The organism is Oceanobacillus sojae (genome assembly GCF_900162665.1).
In the GTDB taxonomy this organism is placed as follows: domain Bacteria; phylum Bacillota; class Bacilli; order Bacillales; family Amphibacillaceae; genus Oceanobacillus; species Oceanobacillus sojae_A.
In genome coordinates this window covers 4,726-30,183 of the sequence record NZ_LT727803.1, presented here as the reverse complement: position 1 = coordinate 30,183, position 25,458 = coordinate 4,726, and the positions used below count along the sequence as shown (strand labels likewise).

At 37.8% G+C, this 25,458-nt stretch carries 18 protein-coding genes and 1 pseudogene; 5 read left to right on the top strand and 14 right to left on the bottom strand.

Annotation, left to right across the window (positions count from 1 at the left end):
- Positions 1 to 792: 792 nt before the first annotated feature.
- Positions 793 to 2,454, top strand: a complete 1,662-nt coding sequence (locus tag BN1068_RS00200; protein ID WP_077600831.1) for an ATP-binding protein — start codon at positions 793 to 795, stop codon at positions 2,452 to 2,454.
- A gap of 100 nt (positions 2,455 to 2,554) precedes the next feature.
- Here BN1068_RS00200 and BN1068_RS00195 read toward each other — a convergent pair whose 3' ends face one another.
- From BN1068_RS00195 to galU, 12 genes and pseudogenes are all read right to left on the bottom strand, one after another.
- Positions 2,555 to 3,586 (bottom strand): CapA family protein, encoded by a 1,032-nt coding sequence (locus BN1068_RS00195; protein ID WP_077600830.1) that lies wholly within the window; start codon positions 3,584 to 3,586, stop codon positions 2,555 to 2,557.
- 54 nt (positions 3,587 to 3,640) lie between these two features.
- The gene (locus BN1068_RS00190; RefSeq protein WP_077600829.1) at positions 3,641 to 5,290 is read right to left on the bottom strand and encodes an acylphosphatase; all 1,650 of its coding nucleotides are present in this window, start codon (positions 5,288 to 5,290) and stop codon (positions 3,641 to 3,643) included.
- 31 nt (positions 5,291 to 5,321) lie between these two features.
- Positions 5,322 to 6,944: an acylphosphatase gene (locus tag BN1068_RS00185; protein WP_077600828.1), complete on the bottom strand. Its 1,623-nt coding sequence runs from the start codon at positions 6,942 to 6,944 to the stop codon at positions 5,322 to 5,324.
- A 44-nt stretch (positions 6,945 to 6,988) separates the two neighbouring features.
- The gene (locus BN1068_RS00180) at positions 6,989 to 8,335 is read right to left on the bottom strand and encodes an ATP-grasp fold amidoligase family protein (protein WP_254846677.1); all 1,347 of its coding nucleotides are present in this window, start codon (positions 8,333 to 8,335) and stop codon (positions 6,989 to 6,991) included.
- Positions 8,322 to 10,454 carry a glycosyltransferase family 2 protein gene (locus tag BN1068_RS00175; protein ID WP_077600833.1) on the bottom strand — a complete coding sequence of 711 codons (2,133 nt, stop codon included), beginning with the start codon at positions 10,452 to 10,454 and terminating at the stop codon, positions 8,322 to 8,324. Before BN1068_RS00175 ends, BN1068_RS00180 begins: the two co-directional genes overlap by 14 nt.
- Positions 10,435 to 12,390, bottom strand: coding sequence for a glycosyltransferase family 2 protein (locus BN1068_RS00170; RefSeq protein ID WP_077600826.1), 1,956 nt, complete (start codon positions 12,388 to 12,390; stop codon positions 10,435 to 10,437). The genes BN1068_RS00175 and BN1068_RS00170 overlap by 20 nt, the downstream gene beginning before the upstream one ends.
- Before the next feature lie 539 nt (positions 12,391 to 12,929).
- Positions 12,930 to 14,474, bottom strand: a pseudogene (locus tag BN1068_RS00165) (ABC transporter ATP-binding protein); the annotation flags it as partial.
- 161 nt (positions 14,475 to 14,635) lie between these two features.
- Positions 14,636 to 15,412, bottom strand: a complete 777-nt coding sequence (locus BN1068_RS00160) for an ABC transporter permease (RefSeq protein ID WP_077600825.1) — start codon at positions 15,410 to 15,412, stop codon at positions 14,636 to 14,638.
- 162 nt (positions 15,413 to 15,574) lie between these two features.
- The gene (locus tag BN1068_RS00155; protein ID WP_077600824.1) at positions 15,575 to 16,351 is read right to left on the bottom strand and encodes a glycosyltransferase family 2 protein; all 777 of its coding nucleotides are present in this window, start codon (positions 16,349 to 16,351) and stop codon (positions 15,575 to 15,577) included.
- A 9-nt stretch (positions 16,352 to 16,360) separates the two neighbouring features.
- The gene (locus BN1068_RS00150; protein ID WP_077600823.1) at positions 16,361 to 17,500 is read right to left on the bottom strand and encodes a glycosyltransferase; all 1,140 of its coding nucleotides are present in this window, start codon (positions 17,498 to 17,500) and stop codon (positions 16,361 to 16,363) included.
- A gap of 25 nt (positions 17,501 to 17,525) precedes the next feature.
- Positions 17,526 to 18,656: a glycosyltransferase gene (locus BN1068_RS00145; RefSeq protein ID WP_077600822.1), complete on the bottom strand. Its 1,131-nt coding sequence runs from the start codon at positions 18,654 to 18,656 to the stop codon at positions 17,526 to 17,528.
- A gap of 427 nt (positions 18,657 to 19,083) precedes the next feature.
- The gene (gene galU / locus BN1068_RS00140; RefSeq protein WP_077600821.1) at positions 19,084 to 19,968 is read right to left on the bottom strand and encodes a UTP--glucose-1-phosphate uridylyltransferase GalU; all 885 of its coding nucleotides are present in this window, start codon (positions 19,966 to 19,968) and stop codon (positions 19,084 to 19,086) included.
- Positions 19,969 to 20,134: 166 nt separating this feature from the next.
- Here galU and BN1068_RS00135 point away from each other — a divergent pair, with 166 nt between their 5' ends.
- Positions 20,135 to 21,445: a nucleotide sugar dehydrogenase gene (locus BN1068_RS00135; RefSeq protein ID WP_077600820.1), complete on the top strand. Its 1,311-nt coding sequence runs from the start codon at positions 20,135 to 20,137 to the stop codon at positions 21,443 to 21,445.
- Between the two features lie 72 nt (positions 21,446 to 21,517).
- Here the strand turns inward: BN1068_RS00135 and BN1068_RS00130 are convergent, their stop codons facing one another.
- Entirely contained in the window at positions 21,518 to 22,627 is a 1,110-nt protein-coding gene (locus BN1068_RS00130) for a glycosyltransferase family 4 protein (RefSeq protein ID WP_077600819.1), read from the bottom strand.
- Positions 22,628 to 22,934: 307 nt separating this feature from the next.
- Between BN1068_RS00130 and BN1068_RS00125 the strand changes: the two genes are divergently transcribed.
- From BN1068_RS00125 to BN1068_RS00115, 3 genes are all read left to right on the top strand, one after another.
- Complete coding sequence (locus tag BN1068_RS00125) at positions 22,935 to 23,348, top strand: hypothetical protein (RefSeq protein ID WP_077600818.1); 414 nt, start codon at positions 22,935 to 22,937, stop codon at positions 23,346 to 23,348.
- Between the two features lie 160 nt (positions 23,349 to 23,508).
- Positions 23,509 to 24,261 (top strand): threonine/serine exporter family protein, encoded by a 753-nt coding sequence (locus BN1068_RS00120; RefSeq protein WP_077600817.1) that lies wholly within the window; start codon positions 23,509 to 23,511, stop codon positions 24,259 to 24,261.
- 50 nt (positions 24,262 to 24,311) lie between these two features.
- Positions 24,312 to 24,755, top strand: a complete 444-nt coding sequence (locus BN1068_RS00115) for a threonine/serine exporter family protein (protein WP_077600816.1) — start codon at positions 24,312 to 24,314, stop codon at positions 24,753 to 24,755.
- A gap of 96 nt (positions 24,756 to 24,851) precedes the next feature.
- Here BN1068_RS00115 and BN1068_RS00110 read toward each other — a convergent pair whose 3' ends face one another.
- Positions 24,852 to 25,391 (bottom strand): ECF transporter S component, encoded by a 540-nt coding sequence (locus BN1068_RS00110; RefSeq protein ID WP_077600832.1) that lies wholly within the window; start codon positions 25,389 to 25,391, stop codon positions 24,852 to 24,854.
- Positions 25,392 to 25,458 lie beyond the last annotated feature (67 nt).

Sequence of the window (25,458 nt, the reverse complement as noted above, 5' to 3'; positions counted from 1 at the left end):
GCGGAACGGCGAGCATGTAACAGGCTGCCGCCCCTACGGGGCAACAGCCTGTTACATGCCTATCCCCCAAGAAAAGTGTTCATTCTTATCAAGCAATAATGGTCTACTTTAGTTTAGCAGTTACATATGTACTCCACCAAAAAGAAAACGAATCGAAAACATAAAAACTGTTTGGAAAAAGCATCAATGAGTCGTCCAGCATCTGTTGATACAAAGGAAGAGATGGAACACTGGAAGATTGATACGAGGATTTATTATCGCTTCAAAACGATGTATTACTTACGATGACGGAGCGAAAAATACATTATTAAATCATTAGGCAGATACAAGCTTAAAAACACCAGAACTAATAATGGCATAAGAACTATTATTAAAGGAATCTCCAGTGTTTAAACGCGCTTCCCAAAGTATCACAACGAATAATGATTCCGAGTTCAGTGAACTCTGGCTTAATGAGGAGAGGAAAAGGAATAGATATCTATATCACCAATCCTTACTCCTAGACATGAGCAACACAACGATTAATTAGAGTTTTATCAAAAACGGACATGTGATGAATATGTGTTCAAAGGAATACGTTAAGCAGGTAGAAAATTGGTAGAATGTCAATCAGCGGAAAATATTAAATATTAGCCATTAAGAACGCGTTTTTAAAACTCTAGCACTATACAGTTATTTCATACTATAATGTTACATTTACTATTGCAATTTTGATTATTTATTAACAATACGTTATGAAAAACATGTTATAATTATATTTAATTTAGTTAATTTATGATAGGAGAATTAATTATGAATGAAACTCGCTTTCTAGAAAGTTTAAATCACCCTATACCTGAAAAAGCACATAATTATATGTTGAGCACATATAGCATTATATTAGAAGCCTGGAGAAGAGGAATGGAAGTATCTGTGAATATCCAAAAACAACCTGTCTCAGGAAGTCTTGCCCCAAACTATACAATTAAAAATGGCGAAAATATTCACCATTTTAGTGTTACACGCGGAGATTTTGTACCTAGAAAGACAGTGAAACAAGTGATAAATAAAGTATCTACAAAAAAAATATTAGAAGAAAATGATGTCCCTGTTCCAAAAGGAGAAGAATTTTCTGCTGACTCCAGTAATCAAGAAATTATAGATTATGCTAATACTATCAATTATCCAGTGGTTGTAAAACCAGTAGCCGGAACTGGGGGAGTTGGTGTCATTGCAGGTATTGAAAATGAAGAGGAGCTAACGGAAGCACTGGAATATGTTAGATTTAAACTAAACTCACCTCGAATTATATTAGAAAAATATTTTAAAGGAGAGGATTATAGAGTATATGTATTAAATAATGAAGTAATAGGTGCTATCAAAAGAATTCGAGCAAATGTCATTGGAGATGGGAAAAGTACAGTTAAACAATTAATCAATCTAAAGAATAGAGAACGCTCAATGTTGCCTTCTCTTACAAACAGGAAAATAAGAGTAGATGATGAAGTAAGAAATATTTTAAAACGTAAAAACTTAGATTTGGATTCAGTTATTCCAGAAGGTGAAATATTATATATAAAATCAAAAAATAATGTATCTGCTGGTGGGGATTCAATTGATATTACAGATGATCTTTCTGATAACATTAAAGAGGTTGCTATTGATGGAGCAAATGCATTCAATTCTTTAGCCCATTGTGGTGTTGATATAATGGTAGATGAACAAAATGATACCGGGGTTATTATTGAATTAAATTCTAGAGCTCATATTACACAACATCTATTTCCAATGAAAGGAAAAGCTAGAGACATTCCTTCTCACATAATTGATTTCTATTTTCCAGAAACCAAAAATTATAATCGAGAAAATGCTCTAAAATTCTATTTAGATTTTGATTTTATTTATGATGCTTGTTTAAATAGAAATGCAAAAGAAGTGCAAATTCCCATTCTACCAACTGAGAATCTACAGCTCACACGTTATATTATAAGTGGTTGCAAATTTACTGATAGATTTGCAACTCGAGTAAGGCGCATGGCATACAGCAATAATATCAATGGGTATCTTAAACATTTAGATGATGGAAATATATCTCTAATTGTTGGATCAAACAAAAAAAATATAACCACATTTCGTAAAGATATTGAAACTTATATAAAAAAACTAAATCAATCTTCAAAATTAAGAGAAAGGAAACGCTCTACACCAATAATGCATGGTTTTCATATAATCTCTTCTAATAATAGTAACGAAGAAACCCAGATGAAAAAAAACATGCAAGGTTATGTAAAGCTAAAATCTGACTATGAACTTGCTATGCAACAATTGAAGAAAAATGAAATTGATAAAAATATTTTAGAGCTTGCAAAAAAACAAAATAAATATTTACAAAGAAAGTTAGACCAACTAGAATCAAGTAATTCCTGGAAAATTACTAAACCAATTCGTATTATAACGAAAAAATTGAAAAAATAATTTTTACTATTGATAAATACTATTTTTGAATCAAACTAATATCTAAAAACCGTAAAAATCCATATTATGTGATTTTTACGGTTTTTGTTAGATACTTTTGCTATCTTACTTTTAACTCTGGCATCCACTGCGTTAACCTATTACTTAAATCACCATATACTTCTAAACTTTCAAATGTATCATGCTCAGTTTTGATATATGGATTTCTTTCTATATATTCTCTTAACAAATGCATTTGAAAGTTTTTACTCTTTTTCGCATCAACAAAAGTTAAATCAAAAGTTGGTTTTTCTATAGTTATCTTTCCTTTACTATCCTTTCTTATGTTTAAATTCAAAGCACCACCAATTTGTCTATAAAGGCCTTTTTGTCCACTATAAAAATTGCCTAATGAATAAAAAACGAATGTTTTTTTACCTCTAGAATTAGTTATCCACTGTGCAGGTTGTAACACATGGGGGTGACTCCCTAAGATTATATCTGCTCCTGAATCCGAAATGGATCTTGCTAATTCCATTTGATAAGAAGCAGGCATTAATGAATATTCTGTTCCAAAATGTGCAGAAACTATAACTACGTCTGGTTTGATCTCTTTTTTTGCTCTTTCGATATCTTGTCTAATTTTCCTTGCAGATGCTTTAGGGATTTGATTTAAAAGATATTCTTTGCCCTTTGGAGGCTTCTCTCCTACACTAGTTGCAGTGTAAGCTAGAAACAAACACTTTATCCCATTCTCCTCTATAACTCTAAATGTTTCTTGATCCTCTTTTGATTTATATGATCCAACATATGTTAAGCCAACCTTCTCTATATTTTCTATAGATTTAAGGGCACCCTTCTCCCCAAAATCAAGACTGTGGTTATTGGCATTCGTTACAATAGTAGCACCGAATTCTTTTAAATTCCCAGCTAATTCTATAGGATTATTAAATTTAGGGAAAGAAGAAAGCCCCATCTCTTCCCCAGCGACAATAGCTTCTAAATTAACAACTGAAATATCCCCTGATGATAATAGCTTTTTAGCTGGAGCAAGTTTGTCTTTAAAATCATATTTATTATTTAATTTGCTTAATTCCATTACCCTCCCGTGTAGCAAAACATCTCCCGTTGCCACTAATTTTATTTCTGACATTAATAAACCTCCTTAGATAATTATAATTAGTTCCATTTTAAAATACGTTACCTTTTACTTTTTATTCTTCACCTTCGACCCAAACTTACGTACAGACTCTGTTACCTTCCAGGAAGTACTATTTAAAATATGTTTTAAATCCTTCTCTGCTCTATCCTTTTTCTTTCTATAAGTTTGCAGATCTTTATCCATTCGTCTTAAAGCATGCTGTACGGATTTTATATTCCCTGTATTATATTTCTCAGAAATTTCAAAGCCTACCGCTATAACCCCTTCATAGTCTTCTTCTTTGATACGGGTTACTTCTGAACCTTGTTGGTAGCCTTTAATCACTTCTTTAAAGTCTTCTACTGCTTTATTATCCGTTCCTGCAACAACGACTTCAATTTCATCAAAAACAACGCTTTTCACATAACCGTGCAGGTTTTGAGCAAGTGCCTGTTTCTTCAGCCATTTATGATAATTATACCGCTGCACATTCCCGTTCACGATATATTTCCGAATATATAGTTCCCCAATTGGTGCCGGAGCAACTTCTACTTCTAATGCTGCTCTATTTTCAAGAGGTTCTAATACATTAATTAAATCAAAGGAAACTCTTGATTTTGTGGTATCTACTCTTCCTTTTGTTTCTGGAAAATAATAATCAACAATTGCCTTAGGGATGTCTCTTGCTTTTCCTTCAATTGGGAAAAGCGCTCCGCCTATTTGCGCCGTAGGATTTAATTCAATAACTACAGCTTCACCTTTTACATCGCTCCGATCATTGACAATAATATCTACCCCGCCATGTGGGAAATTGTCTACTGCTTTTAATGCATTAATAGCAATTTTCTTATACTCTTCCGGCAGTGTATCTGTAACATCAACCGGGTCTCCGCCTGAAGATACATTTGTTTTTTCACGCAGATAAATTACTTTCCCCTTTTCCGGGACACTCTCCAGTGTATAGCCAGCTTCCTGAATAAATTCCAGAATTTCTACATCCATATGAATTAAGCAGCTGTTAAGACGTGCATTCTTTCTTCGGACGGCGTTTTTAATATCAATTAATTCTTCGATAGTATGCTCGCCGTCTCCCATAATGTTTGCAGGAACACGGTTATATGCTGCGACTACTTCATCGCCTACTACATAAACACGGTATTCCTTCCCACTGACATATTGCTCAAGTACGACTTCTTCATATTCTAATTCCCGGCGGACATAGTGAATCGCCTTGATTAATTGTTCCTGATTTTTAATATTGGTTACTACGCCGTTTCCTAAGCTGGCATTGGTTGGTTTTAGAACAAGCGGAAAGCCGATTATATCTGCAAACTCTATAATTTCTTCATTCGTTGCATCTGCTTCAAAGCCTTTTCCCTTAGGCACAGGGACACCTGCTTTGCTAAGATAGATTTTAGTATCATCTTTCTCAGAACCAATTTCTACTGCTTCACTGGAAACCAGATCTCCTCTTGTCCTAAAGAAATAATGTGTCTGTTTCTCTGAGGTTAATGAGAATAAACGTCCAGGCGGGTTCACTCCAAAAATAATCATATTCTGAAAGTGCTCGGAATCCTTTGTGTACCATTTTAACTTCAGACCTCTTCTCCAGCCTTCTATCGCAACAGAAAATGCACATAAACGTGTTTTTCTTGCATTTCTTACAATGTCATTATTCAAATGTGGAAGACTTATTCCTAATTGATTGTCCTTCATAATCATATCCTCCTGTTAGCTTCTTTCAGCATTATCCCTTAAATTTCTTGAAGATGGAACCAACTGCCCGGATTGGTGATGTTGCCTTCCAAGAGAGGCTTTCATAGTACTTTCTCCGCTTTAATTCCGCTTTTTTTAATGCCAGCTCGGTTTCTTCCAATTCACGCTTGTACCATTTCAATTCTTCTATTTGTGTTTTTAAATCTGTTTTTATTTCAAATCCTACTTTAATAGCTTCGTCTACGTCTTCCTCTAGAACTTCAATAACAGTCGCTCTTTCCTCATCTTCCCAGATACCATTTTTAAAATCCTCTACCATTTCTGGATCTGTGCCGCCAACGACAATTTCAATATCGCCGATTTCCTTCGTCATAATATATCCATGAAGCTCTCGTTCAAAGGCCTGTTTACGAAGTCCACGATGATAACCGATATCTAATACATCGCCGATGACAATATATTTCTTCATATAAATCTTCTCCTGCGGGCAAGGTGTAACAGTTGTCACCGTTGCGTCACGATTCTGAAGAGGGTCCAGGACATCATGAAAGTCAAAGAATGTATTAATTTGTGCAACATTATTCCCTTTTGTTTCAGGGAAATAAAAATCAATAATTGCTTTGGGAATATCTCTTGATTTTCCCTTTATTGGATATAATAATCCGCCCAGCTGGGCAGTAGGGTTCAGTTCTAATACATATGGCTTATTATCTGCCTCGCTAATAATAATATCAACCGCTCCATGCGTTAGACCAGCAATAGCCCGGAGCGCCTGCACAGCTGTATTCTTTACTTCTTCAGAAAGCGTATCTAATACATCAATCGGATCGCCGCCAAGTGAAATATTTCCTTTGAAATTTAAATAGATAAGCTCATCTTTATCAGGAATCGTTGAAAGCATATGACCATTTCTTGAAATATAATCTGTTAATTCATCATTCAAGATAATTGGACAGCTCACTAAACGCGGATTTTTCTCTCTCTCTGCATTTTTTAATTCAACCAGCTGTTCAATGCTATGGACACCATCTCCGATAACATTAGGAGGCTGGCGATGCATCGCTCCGACAACTTCATCTCCAACAACATATAAGCGATAATCATTTCCGGAGATATATTTCTCGACAATAATCTCGTCTGTTGCTCCAAATTCTTTTGTATAATCATAGCAGGCTTCTAACTCTTCCATGCTCGTAATATTCACAAAGACGCCACGGCCAAAGCTGCCGTCCTTTGGTTTCAGAACTATCGGAAACCCTAATTTTTTACTGTAATCAAGTACTTCTTCCTTTGTTTGATCACTGGTGAATACTTTTCCGTTTGGCACAGCTACATCATGTTCACTTAAATGACTCTTGGTGTTTCCTTTGTCTTTTCCGATATATACAGCTTCATTGGTTACTTTATCTCCTCTAGAACGGAAGAAATAATGTGTGATGTTTTCTGAACTTAGTGAAAATAATTGTCCAGGCCTTTCTGTAAACCAAGTAACCATTTCACTGAATTTCTCTGAATTTTCGACGTGCCATCTTAATTTCAGACCTCTTCTCCAGCCTTCCAGCGCAATTACGTATGCATCTAATAAACTTCCGTGTACATCAGAAATAACTTCTGATGACAAATGCGATAGCCACTCAGCATTATTCTCACTCATGCCTGATCCTCCTGATTAATCCATTTTAATACGTTGTTCTTATTCTACTCTTCTTTAAATATCTCAAATGATTTTCCTTGAAGCAAATCCTTATCTAATTTACCTTGAGCTTCAATAAATAAATTCCCTAAATATGTGTCTATATTATCATTAAATTCATCATAGTTCCCTGGTTTTGGTGTAAATTCTCCAAAAACCAGTCCATCTTCAGACCTTAAAAAATCAATTCTCATAAATGGACTGGGAATCATCTTGCTGATTCGCTCAGCCATTTCTATTTCTTCTTGCAAGACTCCTAGACCTTCAAAGGCTTTGTCATCATATTTTCCTGTCTGAATCCGCTCCCCTTTTCCGTTCCACCAGCAATATTTTATTTCCGGCGTCCGGATAATTTCAAGGATAACTCCTGTCTTGCCATAAAAACAATAAAACTTCACATCACGTCCAGATACTTTATTTGCAGCATCTTCAAGGATTAATTCCTCAATGCGCCAAGCGTCCTGTTCTACTTTATTTTCCAGCAAGTCCTTTTCCATACGATGCTTTAATAAAGACCAGTTAGATAATTTTTCTCCTGTCTTTACACTTATTATATCACTAGATGCATATACAATGTAAACTCCCCGGCCTCCCGCACCTTCAGCAGGCTTGATGACGATATTTTCCTTCTCTGGCAGCGTCTCAATCGTGTATATCTCCTCTGGGCTGTCAGGAATTCGTATCGATTGTTTTTTTATAAAACGGTAGGCCGTTTGTTTATCATCTAATTCGTATTCTGGGAGTGTACCTAAAAGCTGATATTGTCTGACACGCATATTCATGCAGGAGCGGTAGGAAGCAACATCTGCTAAACTGATCGCATCTTTTGTGAGCCCTGCTCGTGCCATAAATTCAGAGGCATGTTCTTTCACACCTGCTAATACTTTGGTGAAAATACGCTGTTTAAATGCTGTTTCTTCCTGCTGAAACTGGCGCGCGGCTGCCTCCAGTAAATTCCTGAAATTATGGTCTGCCAGCCTTTTCTGCTCAATACGTTTATCTAATTCCGTTATGATTTTTCCTTTGTCTTTCTTTTCTTTCATATATCTCCAGAGAGAATCATAATCATATTGCTTCAGAGCTTTCTCTGCTTCGAATAGCTTCTCTCTCAACAAAACGGTTTCTGATTGATAGTGAAGGAGCTGTTCCTGTAAATAGGTTATATAATTATCCTTTTCTTTCCCGGAAGGAAGGAGCTTTCTTAAAGAAGCTGTCTTCTGATACGTATTGCTTTTCATGATTTTCTTAATTTGCTTATCAGTCTGTGTAATACTGGCTTTTGTATACTCTAATTGGGCTTCTTTCTCGATTAGCTGATCAATCATTTCCTCGTAGGATTTATCTTCTGACATCTTCATTTCCTCCTTCCTCCAGCTTAGCTGAAATGACAAAACTGTCTTGCAGCATATCGATGAACAACTGTTCTTCCTTTGTCCAATTGGATACTGCCATCGGATAATACCGTAAAGTATGGCTTTGTTCCTCAATCAGCTGCTCTCTTATTTCCTGATTGAAAGGATACCATACTGCTATATCTCCTACATAACGATGCAAATTTATAGCGCAACGCCGCATATTATATATAGAATTCTTTTTCTTTGGTACTTTATTTATAATTACCTTAGCAGCAGTTGTCTGCAGCTCAGGCAGATAGCGCTGTTTGTCCTGGAAAATAAGCGGATTTTTGATAATGGTCAGCTTAGCTTGCACTTTTTCTCCATAGACAAGCATTTTCACATGTTCACCATCAATATTGTCTCGTACCTTTTGATGAATAAACTTTGATTGCTTCAAATCATATATACCACGCTGTATCAGACCAACAGTAAGCCCTTTTTCCTTTAACAGACGAATTTCCTTCCATATCTCACTATCGTATTGACGAAAATCTGCTATATAAGCCACATCCACCTGATTCAGGGTATTCTTATCGAGCATTGGTTTTGGCACAGCAAACCTGCGCTCTTTCAGCTGGTACGGGGAATATAAATCTCGTGTTTGCTGATGCATCCGGTTATGCGCTTCTGCATATTCCTTACGCGCCCCCATAAGAAAGCCGTTATATCCAAAGGAGGAATTACCCGTTAATGAGCCTGATGATTGCATCGGGAAGGATAGTGGTCCTGTTGCTAAATCTTTTACCTGCTCTCCTCCAAAGACAAGCGCTAACCGCTTTTTAAATTCACTATCTGCGGCAAAACGCACCTCATCCCAATAGCCGACTTTCTCTAAAACTGGAAGCCTTTGAAACATAATAGAGGACATATTTGAAAAAATATATTTCCCAGGCATTCCTCTGCGGTATAAATATAAATCCTCAGTCAATCTCGCATGCTCAGAAGTATTAGCGATAACTGAAGGATTTTCCACCAGATGACGTGCCTGAACTTCTAACTTTTCCGGATGTGACCAATCATCGGCATCATTAATGGTTATAAATTCTCCAGTGGCTTGTTTAAACGCTATATTTCTAGCTTTATATGGGCCGGAGTTTGTTTCTGTCTGCATGAGTCTAATCCGATTATCTTTTTCCATCCACTCTTTAACAACAGCTCTCGTATTGTCTGAACTGCAGTCATCTACTACAATGATTTCAAGATTAGTCCAGGTTTGCTTTGTTAAGGACCTTAGTGCAACAGAAATGCCCGATTCCGAATTAAATGCGGGAATGATTACCGTGATTTTAGGCTGTTCATTCTGCTCACCTTTTATCTGAATCGGGTTTGTATCCAGCCTATCATAAGGATGCTCCCCATGAATTTCGCTATTGATATAGATAGGCTCCAGCTGATAGGATTGCAGCATTTCATTTATCCAAAAAAGACGATCATCCTGCTCTGTACACAGATTGGCCAGTGCCAGTAATAAATCAGGGTGCTTCTCGACTTTTAGTGCTTCCTTTACCAGCTTTATGCCATTTGAATGTAGTTCCAGTATTTTATAAGCTTCGGCAAGCAGAATAATAATACGACGGCGCACGTCTATATTCTGCTCTTCCTCAAGCGCCAATTCCAAATAAATAATTGCTTGTTCAGCGCTGTTTGAAGTCAGTTTATTGGCAAACCAATAACCCAGCTCCCATGCTGCTGCTTTTATTAGATATTTATTATTGGAATGATATAAAATCTCCTGTAAATCTTTCAGAGCATGTTCCTCAAAGCCAAGGTCATACAGATAATTTTTAATCGGCTTCAGTTGATTACTTGCATCCTTTTGTTTATAGGATTTACTATAGAGTTTTTTTATATTTCTACGGCCCAGTACATAGGAAGGAACGGCTTTTACCAGCGAAATACTGTCTTTTTTCCAATCGGTTGCCCTTTGCTTCAAGGATTCGGCATACAAAAAGGCAGACTTATAGTTTCTATAAGTCCCCTTCAATACTGTTTCTTCATTTCTTTTTTCTGCCAGCTCTTCTTCCGTATCATGAAGACGTTTGTGAAGCGCAGCTTTATCGATTGGCTGTTTCATTTTCAAGACAACTCTTTTCCCCTAATTGTTCTACATATGCTTGTTCTGCATTGGATGCCGGGATTATATCTTTCATATCTTCCAGTACCTGTTTATTTGCCGGAACCCACATTCCCAGCTGACCAAAGTAATTTTCTATGTGTGTTGCTGCATTATCCAAAGCTGCTTGATTATCGGGTGATTCTGTCAAAATAACCTGCAACTGCTCCACCGTCAATTCTGGTAAATACTTTTGTTCATATTGATAAACTGTTGGCTTGATACATACCGCTCTTTCAGCAGCTATCTTTTCTCCATATACAAGCATCTGCAGATGAATCCCATCCAGTTTTTGACGAATGGTCTCTTCTATTTTTTTCGGCAAGGCAAAATCATAGGCGTTGATTTGTACCAGTCCGATTCGGTGTGCCTGTACTTGTAAGCAATCATTAAATACTTGCCAATCCGCTTCATTAAACGCACGGAAATCACTGGCAATAATCAGGTCAAATTTCCGGATGCCGTCTGCCTTTTCTTCTCTGACCGGCCACATTGGCTCCGGCACAGGATATGGACGAATTGTCATCGGATAATTATAGCGTAAATCATCTGTTGTTTGATGATAGTTTTCCAGCGATTCAACATACTCTTTGCGCACCCCCATAAAAAAGCCGTTATAACCAAAGGCTGAGCTTCCAGTTAAGGAGGTGACTGCTTGTCTAGGCAGAGATAATGGACCAGAGGCTAAGTCTACGTAGGCTTTTGTCCCGAATTTTTTTAACAACCTGCGTTTAAATTCGCCGTCTGCCGCAAAGCGCACACTATCCCAGTATCCAACCTTTTCCAATACAGGCTTTCTGCGGAACATAATAGATGACATATTCGGGAAGATATATTTTCCTGGCGTTCCCCGGCGGTAGAGCTTCATATCTTCTGTGATTCTTGCATGCTCTGAGGTATTAGCAACTACCTCTTTGTTTGCCATTAAGTGTTTTGCTTGTATTTCCAGCTTCGAAGCATGTGACCAGTCATCTGAATCGTTGACCGTTACAAACTCTCCGGATGCTGCTTGTAATGCAATATTCCGGGCGATATATGGCCCGCTGTTTTGTGGTGTCTGCAATACTTTAATCCGGCTGTCCTTCTTTGCATATTCCTGCACAATCTCTAAGGTATTATCCGGGCTATGGTCATCGACAATTATCAATTCGATATGCTGCCACGTTTGTTCAAGTATAGATTCAATAGCTACTCTGATCCCATCGCCGGCATTATATGCAGGAACAATCACGGAAATAAGCGGTGCATCCTCAATATCTTCATGTGTTTTTATTGTATAGAGTCTATCATATTGACCTGTTTCGTCAGTGGCAATGTTATCTAAGTGATACAGAGAGAATGCTTTATTAATATAGACAAATCGATCGTTGATATCTGTTTCTAAATTCGCTAAAGCAAGATAGGTATCTGCATGCTCAGCTGATTTTAAAACACTTAAAAGGACTCGTCTTGCTTTTTCACTTTCACCGGTTTCATCAAGTAATTCTGCCTTGATAATAGCAATACGGCGCTGCTGATCAGGCTGGAGAATTCCTTCTTGCACAAGAGGAAGATATTTCAAAGCAATCGCCGCATCTTTTTCATTATATTGATTTGCATGCCAAAGAACCTTTTCCCAGGCTACTTTTCTTTTTAAATAAGGGTCATTTGCCTGTTGAAGATAAGCTTCCAAATCTGCCAGTCCTTTTTCGATAAAGCCCAGATTGTATAAATGATACTTTATCTGCTTCAGACGCTGTCTCTCTGCTTCTTTTTTTCCAAGCAAAACACGCTTAATTGCATCCTTCTGCTGGTTATTTAATATATTTAAGAGATATTTTCGCTGCTTCTCCCCTAATACCGAGTAAATAAACCAATCTACCGGCTCTGCCACTATTTTTTTGATAACTCCTGCCATTATGACACCACCATTTTCCAGTAAGCTTGCTATTTGTTCAGTGTTTTTCTCTCTGTTCGTGTTTTCGGAGGCTCTGCTTCCTCTTCTACTGTCTGTTTTAGAAGCTTTCTTCTCTGTTGCTCTTTTCTTTCTGTTCTTGTTTTTGGAAGACTCTCTTCTTTTTCTATCTGTTCCCGCAAGTTCCTGAGACGCAATGCTCTTCTTTCTGCACGCGTTACAGGAAGCTCCTTTTCTTCAGAGTCTGCTTCGTTTTGCATTTCTTTATTCAACAGAACTCTTTTCTCGGTACGTGAACTGAATTCAGATATTTGCATCTGCCCTGCCTGCTTTTCTGTATCTTTATTCTGCTGTTCATTACTGATCGACTCTGTTTCCGGTACTGCTTCTTTTTTTTCAGGAACAGTCTTCGTCTGGCTGGTTTTATTCTTAGCCTGTACTTTGGGTTTAGTTGTTTTTGTTTTCACTAATCTTTTTTCTGCTTCCTGCTTTGGGCCGGTTTTCGTCGCTTTCTGTGCTTTTACCGTCCCAGTGTTTTTATTTTGTTTTACCGCCTTTTTCTTAACACCCACCGCTTCACGGTATTTAGCGACAGCTTCTTCTGCGGTTCCATCAAATTTAACCTGTCCCTGCTCCATCCAGATGCCCCTCGTACATACTTTTTCAACAAACCCCATACTATGCGAGACAATGATAACGGCTTTTGCGTGCTCCATCATCTCCTGGATACGTACGCTTGCTTTTTCTTGAAAGGCGAGATCTCCTGTTGACAGAGCTTCATCTATAATAAATACATCCGGTTTTAAAATTGCCGCAATACTAAAACCAAGGCGTGACTTCATTCCGGCTGAATAATGCTTTACCGGCTTATCAATTGCTTTTCTAATTCCGGAGAATTCAATAATCTCATCATATTTTTCATCGACACGTTCTTTCGGAATTCCTAATAGCATCGCATTTAAATAGATGTTATCTGTTCCTGTTAATTGCGCATTAAATCCTGTACCGTAACCAAGCAGAGAAGATGTCTGGCCATTTACCGTCAGCGTTCCTTCATCGGGCTTCAGGATATTTGTAATCGTCTTACACAGCGTACTTTTACCCGCTCCATTATGGCCAATAATACCAACAACTTCACCTTCTTTAATATCAAAGCTGACATTTCTTAGTGCCCAATAGTCTTCTTTTTTATTTTGAAGTTTGAAAGATACTCCGGCATTCTCAGCTTTTACAATCGATTTCTTACCAACATTCGTTTCTGTCTTGGTAACATTTAAACTGCGTTTCTGTCTTCTTTGGCGTGCTACGGGAGGAACCGTTTCTTTATAATGCTCAATAACGGTTTTAGGGGCTCCAATTTCTTTGACATAGCCATTGTCCAGCCAGATTAATCGATCGCAGTTTTTCTGCGCATAACGTAGACTGTGGGTAACAATAATTACCATCTTTGCATTCGCAACCAGTTGTTTCAGCTTTGCTGCTGCCTTACTTCCAAATTTCACGTCTCCTGTATTCAACGCCTCATCCAAAATGAGAATTTCCGGCTGAAGGTGTGATGCGACACTGAAGCCAAGCCGTGCCTTCATCCCACTGGAATAATATTTCATCGGCTGATCAAAAAACTGACCAATCTCCGAGAATTCATGAATGTCTTCAATATAATCATTGATCAACTGCTTATTAATGCCAAGCATCATTCCATTTAAATAGACATTTTCTCTGCCTGTCAGTTCTTTATTAAAGCCCATACCAAAAGAAAAAAGGGCTGTTACATTCCCGTCGACCTCCATCGTTCCTTCATCCTGTTCAAGGATTCCGGTAATAATCTTGCTCAACGTTGTTTTCCCGGCACCGTTTGAACCTATAATTCCTAAAATCTCTCCTTGAAAACCGGTAAACGTAATATCTTTTAACGGCCACACCAATTCCTTTTTCTTTTTATTTTCTTTCTTTTTGAAAAGGTTCGTAAGGATAGATTTTAAATCATCGGTATGCCGGTTATCATGAAAGGACACGGATATATTTTTCGAAACAACAACCTCTTCTTTAGACTGTTTATCATTTTTTTCATTATCATGATTTGACATAATAAAACCTCTTTTATCGTACGATAGCATATTTATCTGGACCATGAGGTCATAATCCAGTATTCTGTAGAAACCTCTCCCTGCAAAGAGAGAGGGAAATTTACAATATGCTGCGTACTTGATTCATTCCATCATGCTGTAAGCGCATCATGGATTTTAGACTATAATGCTTTAATAATCTTATGTTCGTTCTTACTATAATAATAAATCATGTAGACACTTATCGCTAAACTGAAAATAAAAATAATGCCTAAGCCCAGAAAATCTGGCGCTTGATGATACATTAAAATATCACGGTAGGATGTTACCATAACGGCTATCGGATTAATATCTACAAAGAAACTATATTCAGGTGGCAAACGCCCGCCTTCCCAAATAATTGGTGACGCATAGAAAAAAAGTCTCGTCACATAACCAAGCAAATTGTCGATATCCCGTACAAATATTGTAGCATATCCTAATACAAGTCCCAGCATTAAGTGGAATGTCAGTTGTATAAGTATAAGAATTGGTAAATAGATAACATGCCAATCCGGAAAAACACCATATCCAATCAAAAATCCTGCAATGACAATTAATCCAAATCCAAAGTTAAATAATTGCGTCAACGTAAATGATATCGGAAATAACGATTTCGGTAAATACACCTGGTTAATAATCGAACTGTACCTTAAAATTGATTTAGATGCTGAATTCATACTTGTGGATACCCATCTCCAGACAACTAAACCAACGACCAGGAATAAACCAAAATTTTCTCCACCCCGATCTAAGATAATCACGACTAAGAAATAAAATACGAGTACGTTCAATAACGGATCGAGCAGCCACCAGAAATAACCTAGATAGCTGTTTCGGTGCTCCGCTTTCAATCCGGATTTCACGAGATAGAACAGTAAGTCTTTTCTCCGCAAAATCTCTTGTATATAGTTTTTCATTATAATTTGACACCGCCTAATAATTTCAACACTTTCCATCGTGGACATAATACTATGGTTGTCCCTATGAGAAGTGGCTTTTTCAATCATTTCCTTATCAATAGTTTCCCTATTAAAAGGTTTCCTGAGCCTAGTTGCTATTATACACTAAAATATTATTCCCTACTTCTTCACATTCCATTTTAATAAATCTCTAAGAGAGCGGGCTACATAATGGGAAAAGTAGTATACTGTTTTGGGAAGAGTCTGTTGCTCCACTTCCCGGAATACGTACCAGTTTCTTTTTGCTGCTTTCCACTTGTTGCTGGAGATGGAATTGCCGACTAGACGATACCTTGCCAGCACTTCTGGAAGTCCATAAGCAAAATGACCGTTTTTTGTGATTTCCAGCCAGAAGGCATAGTCTTGTCTAGTACGGATATTTACCATGCGCCGTTCTCCTATCCTTTCACGATCTAACATTACTGTCAGACAGCCGATAACGCAACGTTTCATTAAATCTTCATACGTCACTGTTGCAGGAGCTGTGCTGATTGCACCGGTATCTGTACCGTCCTCATTCATGCGCACATACTGTGTGAAAGAAAAGGCAACACCGTTATCCTGCATAAAAGCGAGCTGTTTTTCTAATTTTTTAGGCAGCCATAAATCATCGCTGTCTAAAAAAGCAATATAACGTCCTTTTGATTGATCCATTGCTGTGTTGCGGGCAACAGCTGAGCCTTGATTTGTATCTAATACAGTTAAATGAATCCGAGAATCTTTGCCTGCATAGCCTTTTACAATTTCCGCAGACCGGTCTGTCGAGCAATCATCAACAATTATCATTTCCCATTCCGAAAATGTCTGTGCCTGTACCGATTTGATGGTTTCAGCAATAAATTGTTCGGAGTTATACGTTGGAGTAATCACAGAAATTATTGGTTTTCTATTTTCCAAGTCATCCACCTACTTCATTTCGTCCTGTTCATTCAATATACGATGATAAATGGTAATCAGTTTCTCTTCCTCCACACCCCAATTCAATTGTTCCTGGACAGCTTTTTTCCCGTTTTCGCCCATTTGTTTTGCGATGTCTGGGTGATTTCTTAAATAATCCAACGCGTCCTTTATCTCCTGATCATTGTGCGGATTTACCGTGATACCGCATTGGTACATTTCAATAAACCTCTTCCAAACAGGGAAGTCAGAACAAATAATCGGAATGCCGGCATTCATATACTCAAAGAATTTGGTTAATTCTTTCTTCATATAATGCTCTGTTTTTGGAAAAATCGCAACCCCTGCCAACCAATTATGCTCCAGATAGGCTTGTTCAATTTCTTCTTTAGGGATATATTGATCTACACCTTTGATATAAATTCGGTCTGATTGATTTTTGGCAATACGATAAATTTCAACTGCAAACTCTGTTGAACACTTACCAATATAATTCATTGTGATTTTCTTATCTATTAAAGGAAGCTTTGCATGCAGAAATGCACCGCGCACATCTGTTACATTGCCAGTGTATATTAATTTATCTTCTATTTCACCTTCACGCTGATGCTCTAAAAATGCAGTATTTACCATTGGGTAATTTAAAACGCAATCTCCATCTGGATAAATATCCTTATAATATTTCTCAGCAAGGATTAATTCCATCTTCTTTGTGAAAAACTGCTCCACTTTTTTATATGCTTTCGCAACAAATTTGCGGATAGTTTTTGGTAAATATTCTTTTTGCAGCATGCTGGTGATGTAATCTTCATGAATATCATATATTACATGATTCCGGCTGTTTTTAAGCAGCCACCCGACTGGCAGCAGCTCCGGATCATGAAAATGATAAACATCAGCATTTAATTTTTTCGCCTGCTTATAAAGCATCCAGGCACCTTTGGTCATACGTTCCAATCTGCTTGTATAATCTATAATCGGGATATGCTTGATTCCACTCTCACTGTCCATACCAGCTTCTGTTTCTTTGGCAATTAAATATACGTCGAATCCAGCTTTTTTTAATGATTTACATTCCTTATGATAAATTCTTGGATCATGAGGATGATGTACTGTTGTTAAATGAACAACACGTTTCTTTTCATTCATTTGAGCTGTCCTCTCTATTTGTTATTCATCGTTGTTGATCAATCGTTTGATTAAAGAGCTTCTCATATTCTTTGACAATCTTCTCTGCACGGAAGGATACTGCTCTTTCCCATCCTTTTTCCGTTACTTGGCTTTTTTTTTCGTCATTCCAATTTAAAACCTCTTCCATTTGTCCAGCAAGTGTACTTGAATCTCCTACTGGTATAATCACGCCATATTTACCATTGTCCAGAACTTCTGCTGCACCTGGTTTGGCATCTGTAGAGATAATAGGTATCCTGGTAGCAAGCGCTTCTGTCAGCACATGTCCGAAACCTTCCCTTTTGGAGGATAATACGAAAATGTCCGCCTTGTTAAAATAAGCATATGGATTTTTCTGAAAGCCTACAAAAAATACATATTTATCCATATCCAATGCCTTTACTTGTTTTTTCAGTTTATCTTTCAGCTCTCCCTCACCAAGGATGACAAGGTTAGCCGTGATGTTCTTGCGCAATTCAGCAAAAGCACTGATTAATGTCGCCTGGTCTTTATCATCTACCAGACGCCCTGCTGTAATAATCACTTTTTCTTTTGGGCTATTGAATATAGATTGATACTCCTTGGCTATGTCATCTTGTTTCATCAAGGTTTCTATATTTTCCACATCGACAGGGTTATAAATAACCTTTACCTTTTTGGGATTTACTTTGTAGTTTTGAATGATATTCTGCCTTACTCCTTCAGAAAGGGCAACGACTTTTTTTGAAAACCGGTAGGCTAATCCATATAACTTCAAGTTCACATTAAATTTTCCTTCTGTTCCTAATAACGCCGCTTCCCGAACAATATTTTTTGCGTTATGTCCAGATAGCAGCCTTGCTGCAATTGCAATGAGGTTATAGTTAGGGATTGTACTAAAAATTATATCGGGCTTTTCCTTTTTTATAATTTTGGAAAATGGAACAATTCCCGAACGAAGTCTTTTGGTCGGCAATTTAATAAAGGTGATTTCTTTTTTTAAGTATTTTTCATAATCACCTTCATAATCCAAGGTAATCAATGTCGGCTCAAACTGGTTTAAGTCAATGTTATTTAATAGATTAAGCATCGTTCTCGCCGCACCGCCAGATCCCAACTGATATATAAAGAAAAATATTTTTTTCTTTTCCCCCATTTTTTTCATTCCTCTGCAAAGTAAATTTGTCGATATTTTACCCAGAAAAATTATAACATAGAGGCAAAAATAAATACATTTTTGACAGTGAACGTTTTGTTAAAAATAGCTTAATGGCACTTGTTAGAATATAAAAAATGAAGCAAAGGAACGAAGGCCATTGTTTCATTAGAAATGATAGCTTGTTGAATTATTTTCCAAGGATAACATGTGCAGCTCTTAATTGCCATAGGGCTTCATCGAGCTTTAGACCTTCGTTACTCAGGTTTTAACTGTTCCTATCTCTGCCTTTCATACTCATGTTCTAACGAAATATACCTTTATTATTGGAAACTAACACAGTTGGAAATGGGCATTTTGAAAATATCAAATACTATATACGCAAAAAAACAAAAATGCAGACTTCCATCCAGCCTGCATTCACCTTTTACTTTTCTTCTTCCTCTATTCTTGCTTTCATATATTCCAATACACTTGTTTTTAGATCTGGCCTATCAAGCGCAAAATCTATCGTTGCTTCGATAAAGCCAAATTTATTGCCTACATCATACCTCCTGCCTTCAAAATTATATGCTACAACTTCCTGCTTCTGATTAAGCTGCTTTAATGCATCTGTCAGTTGAATTTCATTATCCTTTCCAGGTGCCAATGTTTCTAAAATCGAGAAGATTTCTGGTGTCAGAATATATCTTCCCATAATAGCTAAGTTGGACGGTGCTTCCTCTGCGTTGGGTTTTTCAACAAGGTCATGTACAAAACTAGTTCTGTCTCCCATTTGTTCCTTGTTTTTAGGGTCAATTATTCCGTACTTTGATACGTTTTCCCACGGAACAGAATGCGCTCCGATAACAGCTGTGTGATATTTCTCATAGACATCAATCAGCTGCTTCAAACATGGTTTTTCTGACACCACAATATCATCACCAAGTAAGACAGCGAACGGATCATTTCCTATAAATGAGCTTGCACACCCAATCGCATGACCAAGACCAAGTGGTTCTTTTTGGCGGATATAATGAATATTCGCTAACTTAGAGATACTTCTAACCTCTTCTAATGTTTTCAAATCTTGTTTCTGCTCTAATTTTTCTTCAAGTTCATATGATTTATCAAAATGATCTTCTATGGCACGCTTGCCTCTCCCGGAAATAATAATGATGTCTTCGATTCCCGAGGCTACCGCTTCCTCAATAATATATTGAATCGTCGGCTTATCTACAATTGGAAGCATTTCTTTTGGCTGTGCCTTTGTTGCTGGCAAGAATCTTGTTCCTAAACCCGCTGCAGGAATAATAGCTTTTTTGACTGTCATACAATTCGCCTCCAGTATGTTTTATTGATATTCATGGTATACTTCCATATAGTTGGATAAAATAAGTTTATCTACCAATCACTATACATCTAAAATAGATAAATGTATAATATTGAACAAGTAAGATATTATAGGAATTTATATTTGAAAAAGGCAGGCTAAATAAATGAATCTATTTCAACAAATTCAAGATAAAAATGCGAAGATTTCCGTCATTGGTCTGGGTTATGTAGGTTTGCCACTAGCAGTGGAATTAGCAAAAGAGTATGATGTTGTCGGTTTTGACCTTAATGAAGCAAAGATAGCACAATATCGAAAAGGTATTGATGTAACAGATGAAGTCGGCAATGAGGCTTTAAAAGATTCTTCCTTGGTATTAACAAGTGCTCCAAGTGATATCAGCGATTGTAAATTTCATATTGTTGCTGTGCCTACTCCGATTAATTCAGATAAAACGCCGAACCTAAATCCTGTAATTTCAGCAAGTGAAATTGTCGGGAAGCACCTCTCTGAAGGCTCTATTGTTGTCTATGAATCAACAGTATATCCTGGAACAACAGAAGAGGTATGTATTCCTATTTTAGAAGAAAATTCTCATTTGGAATATGGAAAAGATTTCAAAGTGGGGTATTCTCCAGAACGGATTAATCCAGGTGATAAGGTGAACACACTTGTTACTATTCAGAAAATAGTATCCGGTTCTGATGAAGAGGCTTTAAAAGAAATTTCCGCTTTATATGGTTCCATCATTCGGGGTGGTATATTTGAAGCACAATCTATTAAGGTTGCTGAAGCTGCGAAGGTAATAGAAAATTCACAGCGTGATATTAATATTGCTTTTATGAATGAGCTTTCCATGGTCTTTAATAAGATGGATATTGATACAAAGGCTGTTTTGGAAGCTGCCGGTACCAAATGGAACTTTTTGAAATTTACTCCCGGTCTTGTGGGCGGGCACTGCATCGGTGTGGACCCATATTATTTCACCTATAAAGCAGAGCAGCTTGGTTACCATTCTCAGATTATTTTGGCTGGAAGAAAAATTAATGATGATATGGGCAGATATATCGCAAGTAACATTATTAAGAAAATGATAAAGTCGAAGCTTCAAATTAATGGTGCTCGTGTTGCCATTCTTGGGTTGACATTTAAAGAAAATGTTGCGGATGTTCGCAATACGAAAGTGAATGATATTGTCGATGAACTGACAGAATATGGTGTTGATGTTCTCGTTCATGATCCAAAAGCGTCCCCTGAAGAAGTGAAGGAGGTTTTCGGATTCGAATTGGTTCAAGATAATGAATTAAAAGAATTGGATGCAGTAGTTTTAGCTGTACCACATGAGGAATATAACGAATACCGCGCAAGTGACTTCTTGTCAATGTACAGGACAGAGGATAAAGTATTTATCGACATCAAGGGTGTGTACGGCAGGAAAGCTTTAGAGGCAGAAGGCTTTAATTACTGGAGCTTATAGAACAAGCTTCATTCAGCAAATAGAATTGACATACTTTTATGCTATGGCAGAAATCAAAAAAAAGCAGTGACCTCAATCACTGCTTTTTCTTGATTTCTTTCTTTTTTTAAACGGTTTAAATATAAATGCCTTCACCCGGCGGAGCATGGTTACTACCGGCCTTTTACCTCCCATAACAAGGCCGGCCAGCTCGGCAAAAATATGTAGAAGAATTATCATCACAGCTGTAAAGAATAAAGAAATCGTTAAATCAGCTTCTGAAAAGAGGATGCCTATTATCCCGAATAATGCACTGAACAGATAAATGATTACAACTGTTTTTTGATGGCTGTAGCCGGCATCAATCAGCTGGTAATGAATATGACGGCGGTCTGCTGTCATAATGCTTTCCTTATTGTACATGCGCCGAATCATCGCAACCAGTGTGTCAAAGATAGGTACAGCCAGAATCACAACTGGAATAATAAAACTGAAGAAGGTAATATTTTTAAACAAACCTAAAATTGAAATGATCGCCACAATATACCCCAGCAAATTCGAGCCGGTGTCCCCCATATATATCTTGGCGGGGTAAAAATTATGATATAAAAAGCCGATATTTGCTCCGATAAAGGTAATACATAAATAAGCAACCAGAACCTGATAATCGACAAGCGCCATGGCGAAGATACTGATCATAGCAATGGTTGTGACCCCTGTGGCCAGCCCGTCTAATCCATCAATTAAATTAATGGCATTGGTAATTCCGATAATCCAGAAGAAGGTAAGTACAGGGCCTAAAAAGCCCAGCTCAACGACTCCCAGAAGCGGAATCGTGATACGTTCAATTACCAGGCCTGCATAAATAAGCAGACTCGCAGCAATAACCTGTCCTGATAATTTAATAAGAGGGCGTATCGTATACTTATCATCAAGCGCTCCGGTAATCAGAATGATAATAGAGCCGATTAGAATTTCATCCACATAGATGTGTCTGGGCTGCAGGTAAAGCATCCCGAACAAAGCACCTATAAAAATAGCTAATCCGCCTAATCTCGGTGTTGCTTTCTGATGTATTTTCCGATGATTCGGTTTATCCATTACTCCCATTTTCACTGCCAGCTTCTTTACCGGGTAGGTAACCAGTAATGCCGTAATCGCAGAAATAAGAAAGGCTATTGTTAAATCCATATAGTTAAACATAGTATTCTCCTAGGTATTACAATTCGCTTGCGTCCAGCTTTCATTTAGCTGACAGCAGGAAAGAGAACAGGGTAAGCTCCCTATTCCATTTCCATTACATTGCTTTTTTCGACATTATTTCCTGCTAACTTCTTTAAATTATATAAGACTCTTCCTAGATTGCGCAATGATTTATCCGATTATTCTTCGGGAAACTTTCATGGCGGGCTTCTTTGCAGGCAAAAATAGGTAAAGGGAAGCTTTTATTGAGGATAAAGTTATGGTACATTCATTATTAATCAGTCTCTTGAAAAGGAGGTGCTCCAGCTTGTATTTGTATATTTTTGTATTAGCAGCTGTTATCGCTGTGCTGGGAATAATTCGTATATTCCGTTCCACCGTGGACAATATGCTGACCGAGCCAGAAAAGGTCCAGCAGTATATGTCGGGCTTTTTCACGAAGGTTGCTCTCGTAGAATTTTTACCTATCATCCTGGTTATACTCGGCTTTGTCTTTCTGCAGGGAGAACAGCTGGAAATGGCTGATGCCTATGTTCCTATTGCCATTATTGTCATTTTAATTATTTTTAATATGTTTTATGTTTTCTCTCAGCGCTCGCCTGCAGGTAATGTCGAACAGGATATGAAACAGCGTATTCAAACACTGATATTTCTTACGATTGCTTTAGCAAACTCGATTCCTTTTATTGCAATTATTTTTATCATTCTCTCGGTAAATTAATCCTGGTGTATATTTCATCAGGATTTTTTGTCTGCTTCTTCTGCTGTGCTGAAAAACTTCAGATAATCTTAGTAATTTCAGGTTTATGGCTTTCTTTCGCTGCTTTATTTACTTATAATATAGAATGTTATCGTTCTGATTCGGAAATGGAGGTTATGTTTTGCGTAAGCCGTCTGTCACAGTAGAAAAAATATGTTTACTGGCCGGGAAAATTATGCTGGCTTCTGGAGCTGAGACTTATCGGGTGGAGGATACGATGGACCGGATTGCACGGTGTTATGGTATAGAAAATCCTCAAAGCTATGCTACCCTGACCGGTTTACACTTCTCACTGGATTATACATCAAGCAGTTATTTCTTACGGATTACCAAGCGGGCTACAGACCTGCATAAAATAGATGAGGTTAATCAGCTTTCACGGGAAATTGTTGCCGAGCAAATGCCGCTTTCTACTGCCTATGATAAGCTGAAAACCTTAGAAAAACATGTGCCGACTTTTTCCTTAAGCTTTCAGGTTCTGGCGGCAGCACTGGTCAGTGGATGCTTTTCCTTGATGTTCGGCGGTATCTGGCCTGATTTTCTGCCGGCTTGTCTTGCCGGGGGAATCGGCTATCTGACAATGATTCTTTTTGATAAAATGATTGAAATTCGTTTTCTGGCAGAATTTTTTGGAGCATCGTTTGTCGGCTTAATAGCCTTATCATGTTTTTCGTTGGGATTCGGCGGCAGTCTGGAAATGATTATTATCGGTGCTGTGATGCCTCTTGTTCCCGGGCTTCCTATCACCAACGCCATCCGTGATTTAATGGCCGGCCACCTTGTTTCCGGTGTTTCTAAGGGAATTGAGTCCTTGCTTACTGCGGTGGCAATCGGGGCAGGGATTGCGATTGTTTATGGGTTCTTCCCGGTTTAAGAGGGTGTTCAAAATTTTTTGGCAGCCTATCGAATGGAGGATGGAGTGGAATGTTAGAGATAATTATACAGCTTGCTGCCAGTTTTATTGCATCTGCAGGCTTCGGCGTATTATTTAATGCACCTAAAAAATCATTAATTCCATGCGGTCTTGTCGGTATGATCGGCTGGATTTTCTTTTATACCCTGACGAATCATCAGGTAGACATTGTTGCTGCAACAGCGTTCGCAGCAATCCTTGTCTCTATTCTCAGTCAGGTTTGTTCACGTATTCTAAAACGTCCGATTATTATATTCACCGTATCCGGCATTATCCCGCTTGTTCCCGGCGGTGTTGCCTATAATGCCATGCGGAACTTTGTGGAGAATGATTATAATACAGCTATTCAGCTCTCTGCCCAGGTGATGCTGCTGGCTGGAGGCATCGCGATCGGTTTAATGTTTTCCCAGGTTATTAATCAAATCATGACGAAGCTGCAGAAGGCAAGGCAGTAATTTGCGCAGGAGTTTCTTTCGTGAAAGCTTTCATTTTAATAGTAAAAAGGGGCTGCTGCACAATCGATTACCTGATTGTGCAGCAGCCTCTTTGATTTATTTAAAATAGGAAACCTTTTTTAAAGCAACGCAAATTGGGATAGCTATCAAAATGCCCAGGACACTTTGGACTACATCCCCGGGTATAGAAGCCAGTGGTGTAATCCAGTTTCCGTATATAATGGATTCACCAATGTAATAAATAGCAATCATAAATGGAACAGAAACAATGGTCGCTGTCATGTTTAAAGTGATGCTATTCCCTTTGCGGCCTTGAAACCAGGCAATTTTACCAACGATGTACCCTTGCAGCCCGCGTGCTATAATTGTTATAGGAGTCCACAATAGCCAGCCCCCGATCATATCAAATAAACCCATTCCGATTGCTCCGGCCAAAGCACCTTTTTTTGGTCCGAATAAAATAGAGGCAATAAAAAGCATCGCTGTACCCATATGTACTAGCCCTCCATTTGCAGCAATCGGCAGTCGGAAATTTAGAAATGCGGTAGAAATAAAAATGAGTGCGATTAGCATAGAAGTAATGATTAAGTCTTGTGTTTTTTTACGTGTCTTTAAATAAGCTGAGGTATTCTCCATATTTAGATGTATTTGGCAAGTAAAAAATGTATGAAATGGCATTTAAAAATGCATGCCACTTGTCGCC

What these genes read in the sequence shown, in the direction of transcription:
- BN1068_RS00200 (WP_077600831.1), top strand. Translation starts at nt 793, where the DNA reads ATGAATGAAACTCGCTTTCTAGAAAGTTTAAATCACCCTATACCTGAA.
- BN1068_RS00195 (WP_077600830.1), bottom strand. Translation starts at nt 3,586, where the DNA reads ATGTCAGAAATAAAATTAGTGGCAACGGGAGATGTTTTGCTACACGGG.
- BN1068_RS00190 (WP_077600829.1), bottom strand. Translation starts at nt 5,290, where the DNA reads ATGAAGGACAATCAATTAGGAATAAGTCTTCCACATTTGAATAATGAC.
- BN1068_RS00185 (WP_077600828.1), bottom strand. Translation starts at nt 6,944, where the DNA reads ATGAGTGAGAATAATGCTGAGTGGCTATCGCATTTGTCATCAGAAGTT.
- BN1068_RS00180 (WP_254846677.1), bottom strand. Translation starts at nt 8,335, where the DNA reads ATGTCAGAAGATAAATCCTACGAGGAAATGATTGATCAGCTAATCGAG.
- BN1068_RS00175 (WP_077600833.1), bottom strand. Translation starts at nt 10,454, where the DNA reads ATGAAACAGCCAATCGATAAAGCTGCGCTTCACAAACGTCTTCATGAT.
- BN1068_RS00170 (WP_077600826.1), bottom strand. Translation starts at nt 12,390, where the DNA reads ATGGCAGGAGTTATCAAAAAAATAGTGGCAGAGCCGGTAGATTGGTTT.
- BN1068_RS00160 (WP_077600825.1), bottom strand. Translation starts at nt 15,412, where the DNA reads ATGAAAAACTATATACAAGAGATTTTGCGGAGAAAAGACTTACTGTTC.
- BN1068_RS00150 (WP_077600823.1), bottom strand. Translation starts at nt 17,500, where the DNA reads ATGAATGAAAAGAAACGTGTTGTTCATTTAACAACAGTACATCATCCT.
- BN1068_RS00145 (WP_077600822.1), bottom strand. Translation starts at nt 18,656, where the DNA reads ATGGGGGAAAAGAAAAAAATATTTTTCTTTATATATCAGTTGGGATCT.
- galU (WP_077600821.1), bottom strand. Translation starts at nt 19,968, where the DNA reads ATGACAGTCAAAAAAGCTATTATTCCTGCAGCGGGTTTAGGAACAAGA.
- BN1068_RS00135 (WP_077600820.1), top strand. Translation starts at nt 20,135, where the DNA reads ATGAATCTATTTCAACAAATTCAAGATAAAAATGCGAAGATTTCCGTC.
- BN1068_RS00130 (WP_077600819.1), bottom strand. Translation starts at nt 22,627, where the DNA reads ATGTTTAACTATATGGATTTAACAATAGCCTTTCTTATTTCTGCGATT.
- BN1068_RS00115 (WP_077600816.1), top strand. Translation starts at nt 24,312, where the DNA reads ATGTTAGAGATAATTATACAGCTTGCTGCCAGTTTTATTGCATCTGCA.
- BN1068_RS00110 (WP_077600832.1), bottom strand. Translation starts at nt 25,391, where the DNA reads ATGGAGAATACCTCAGCTTATTTAAAGACACGTAAAAAAACACAAGAC.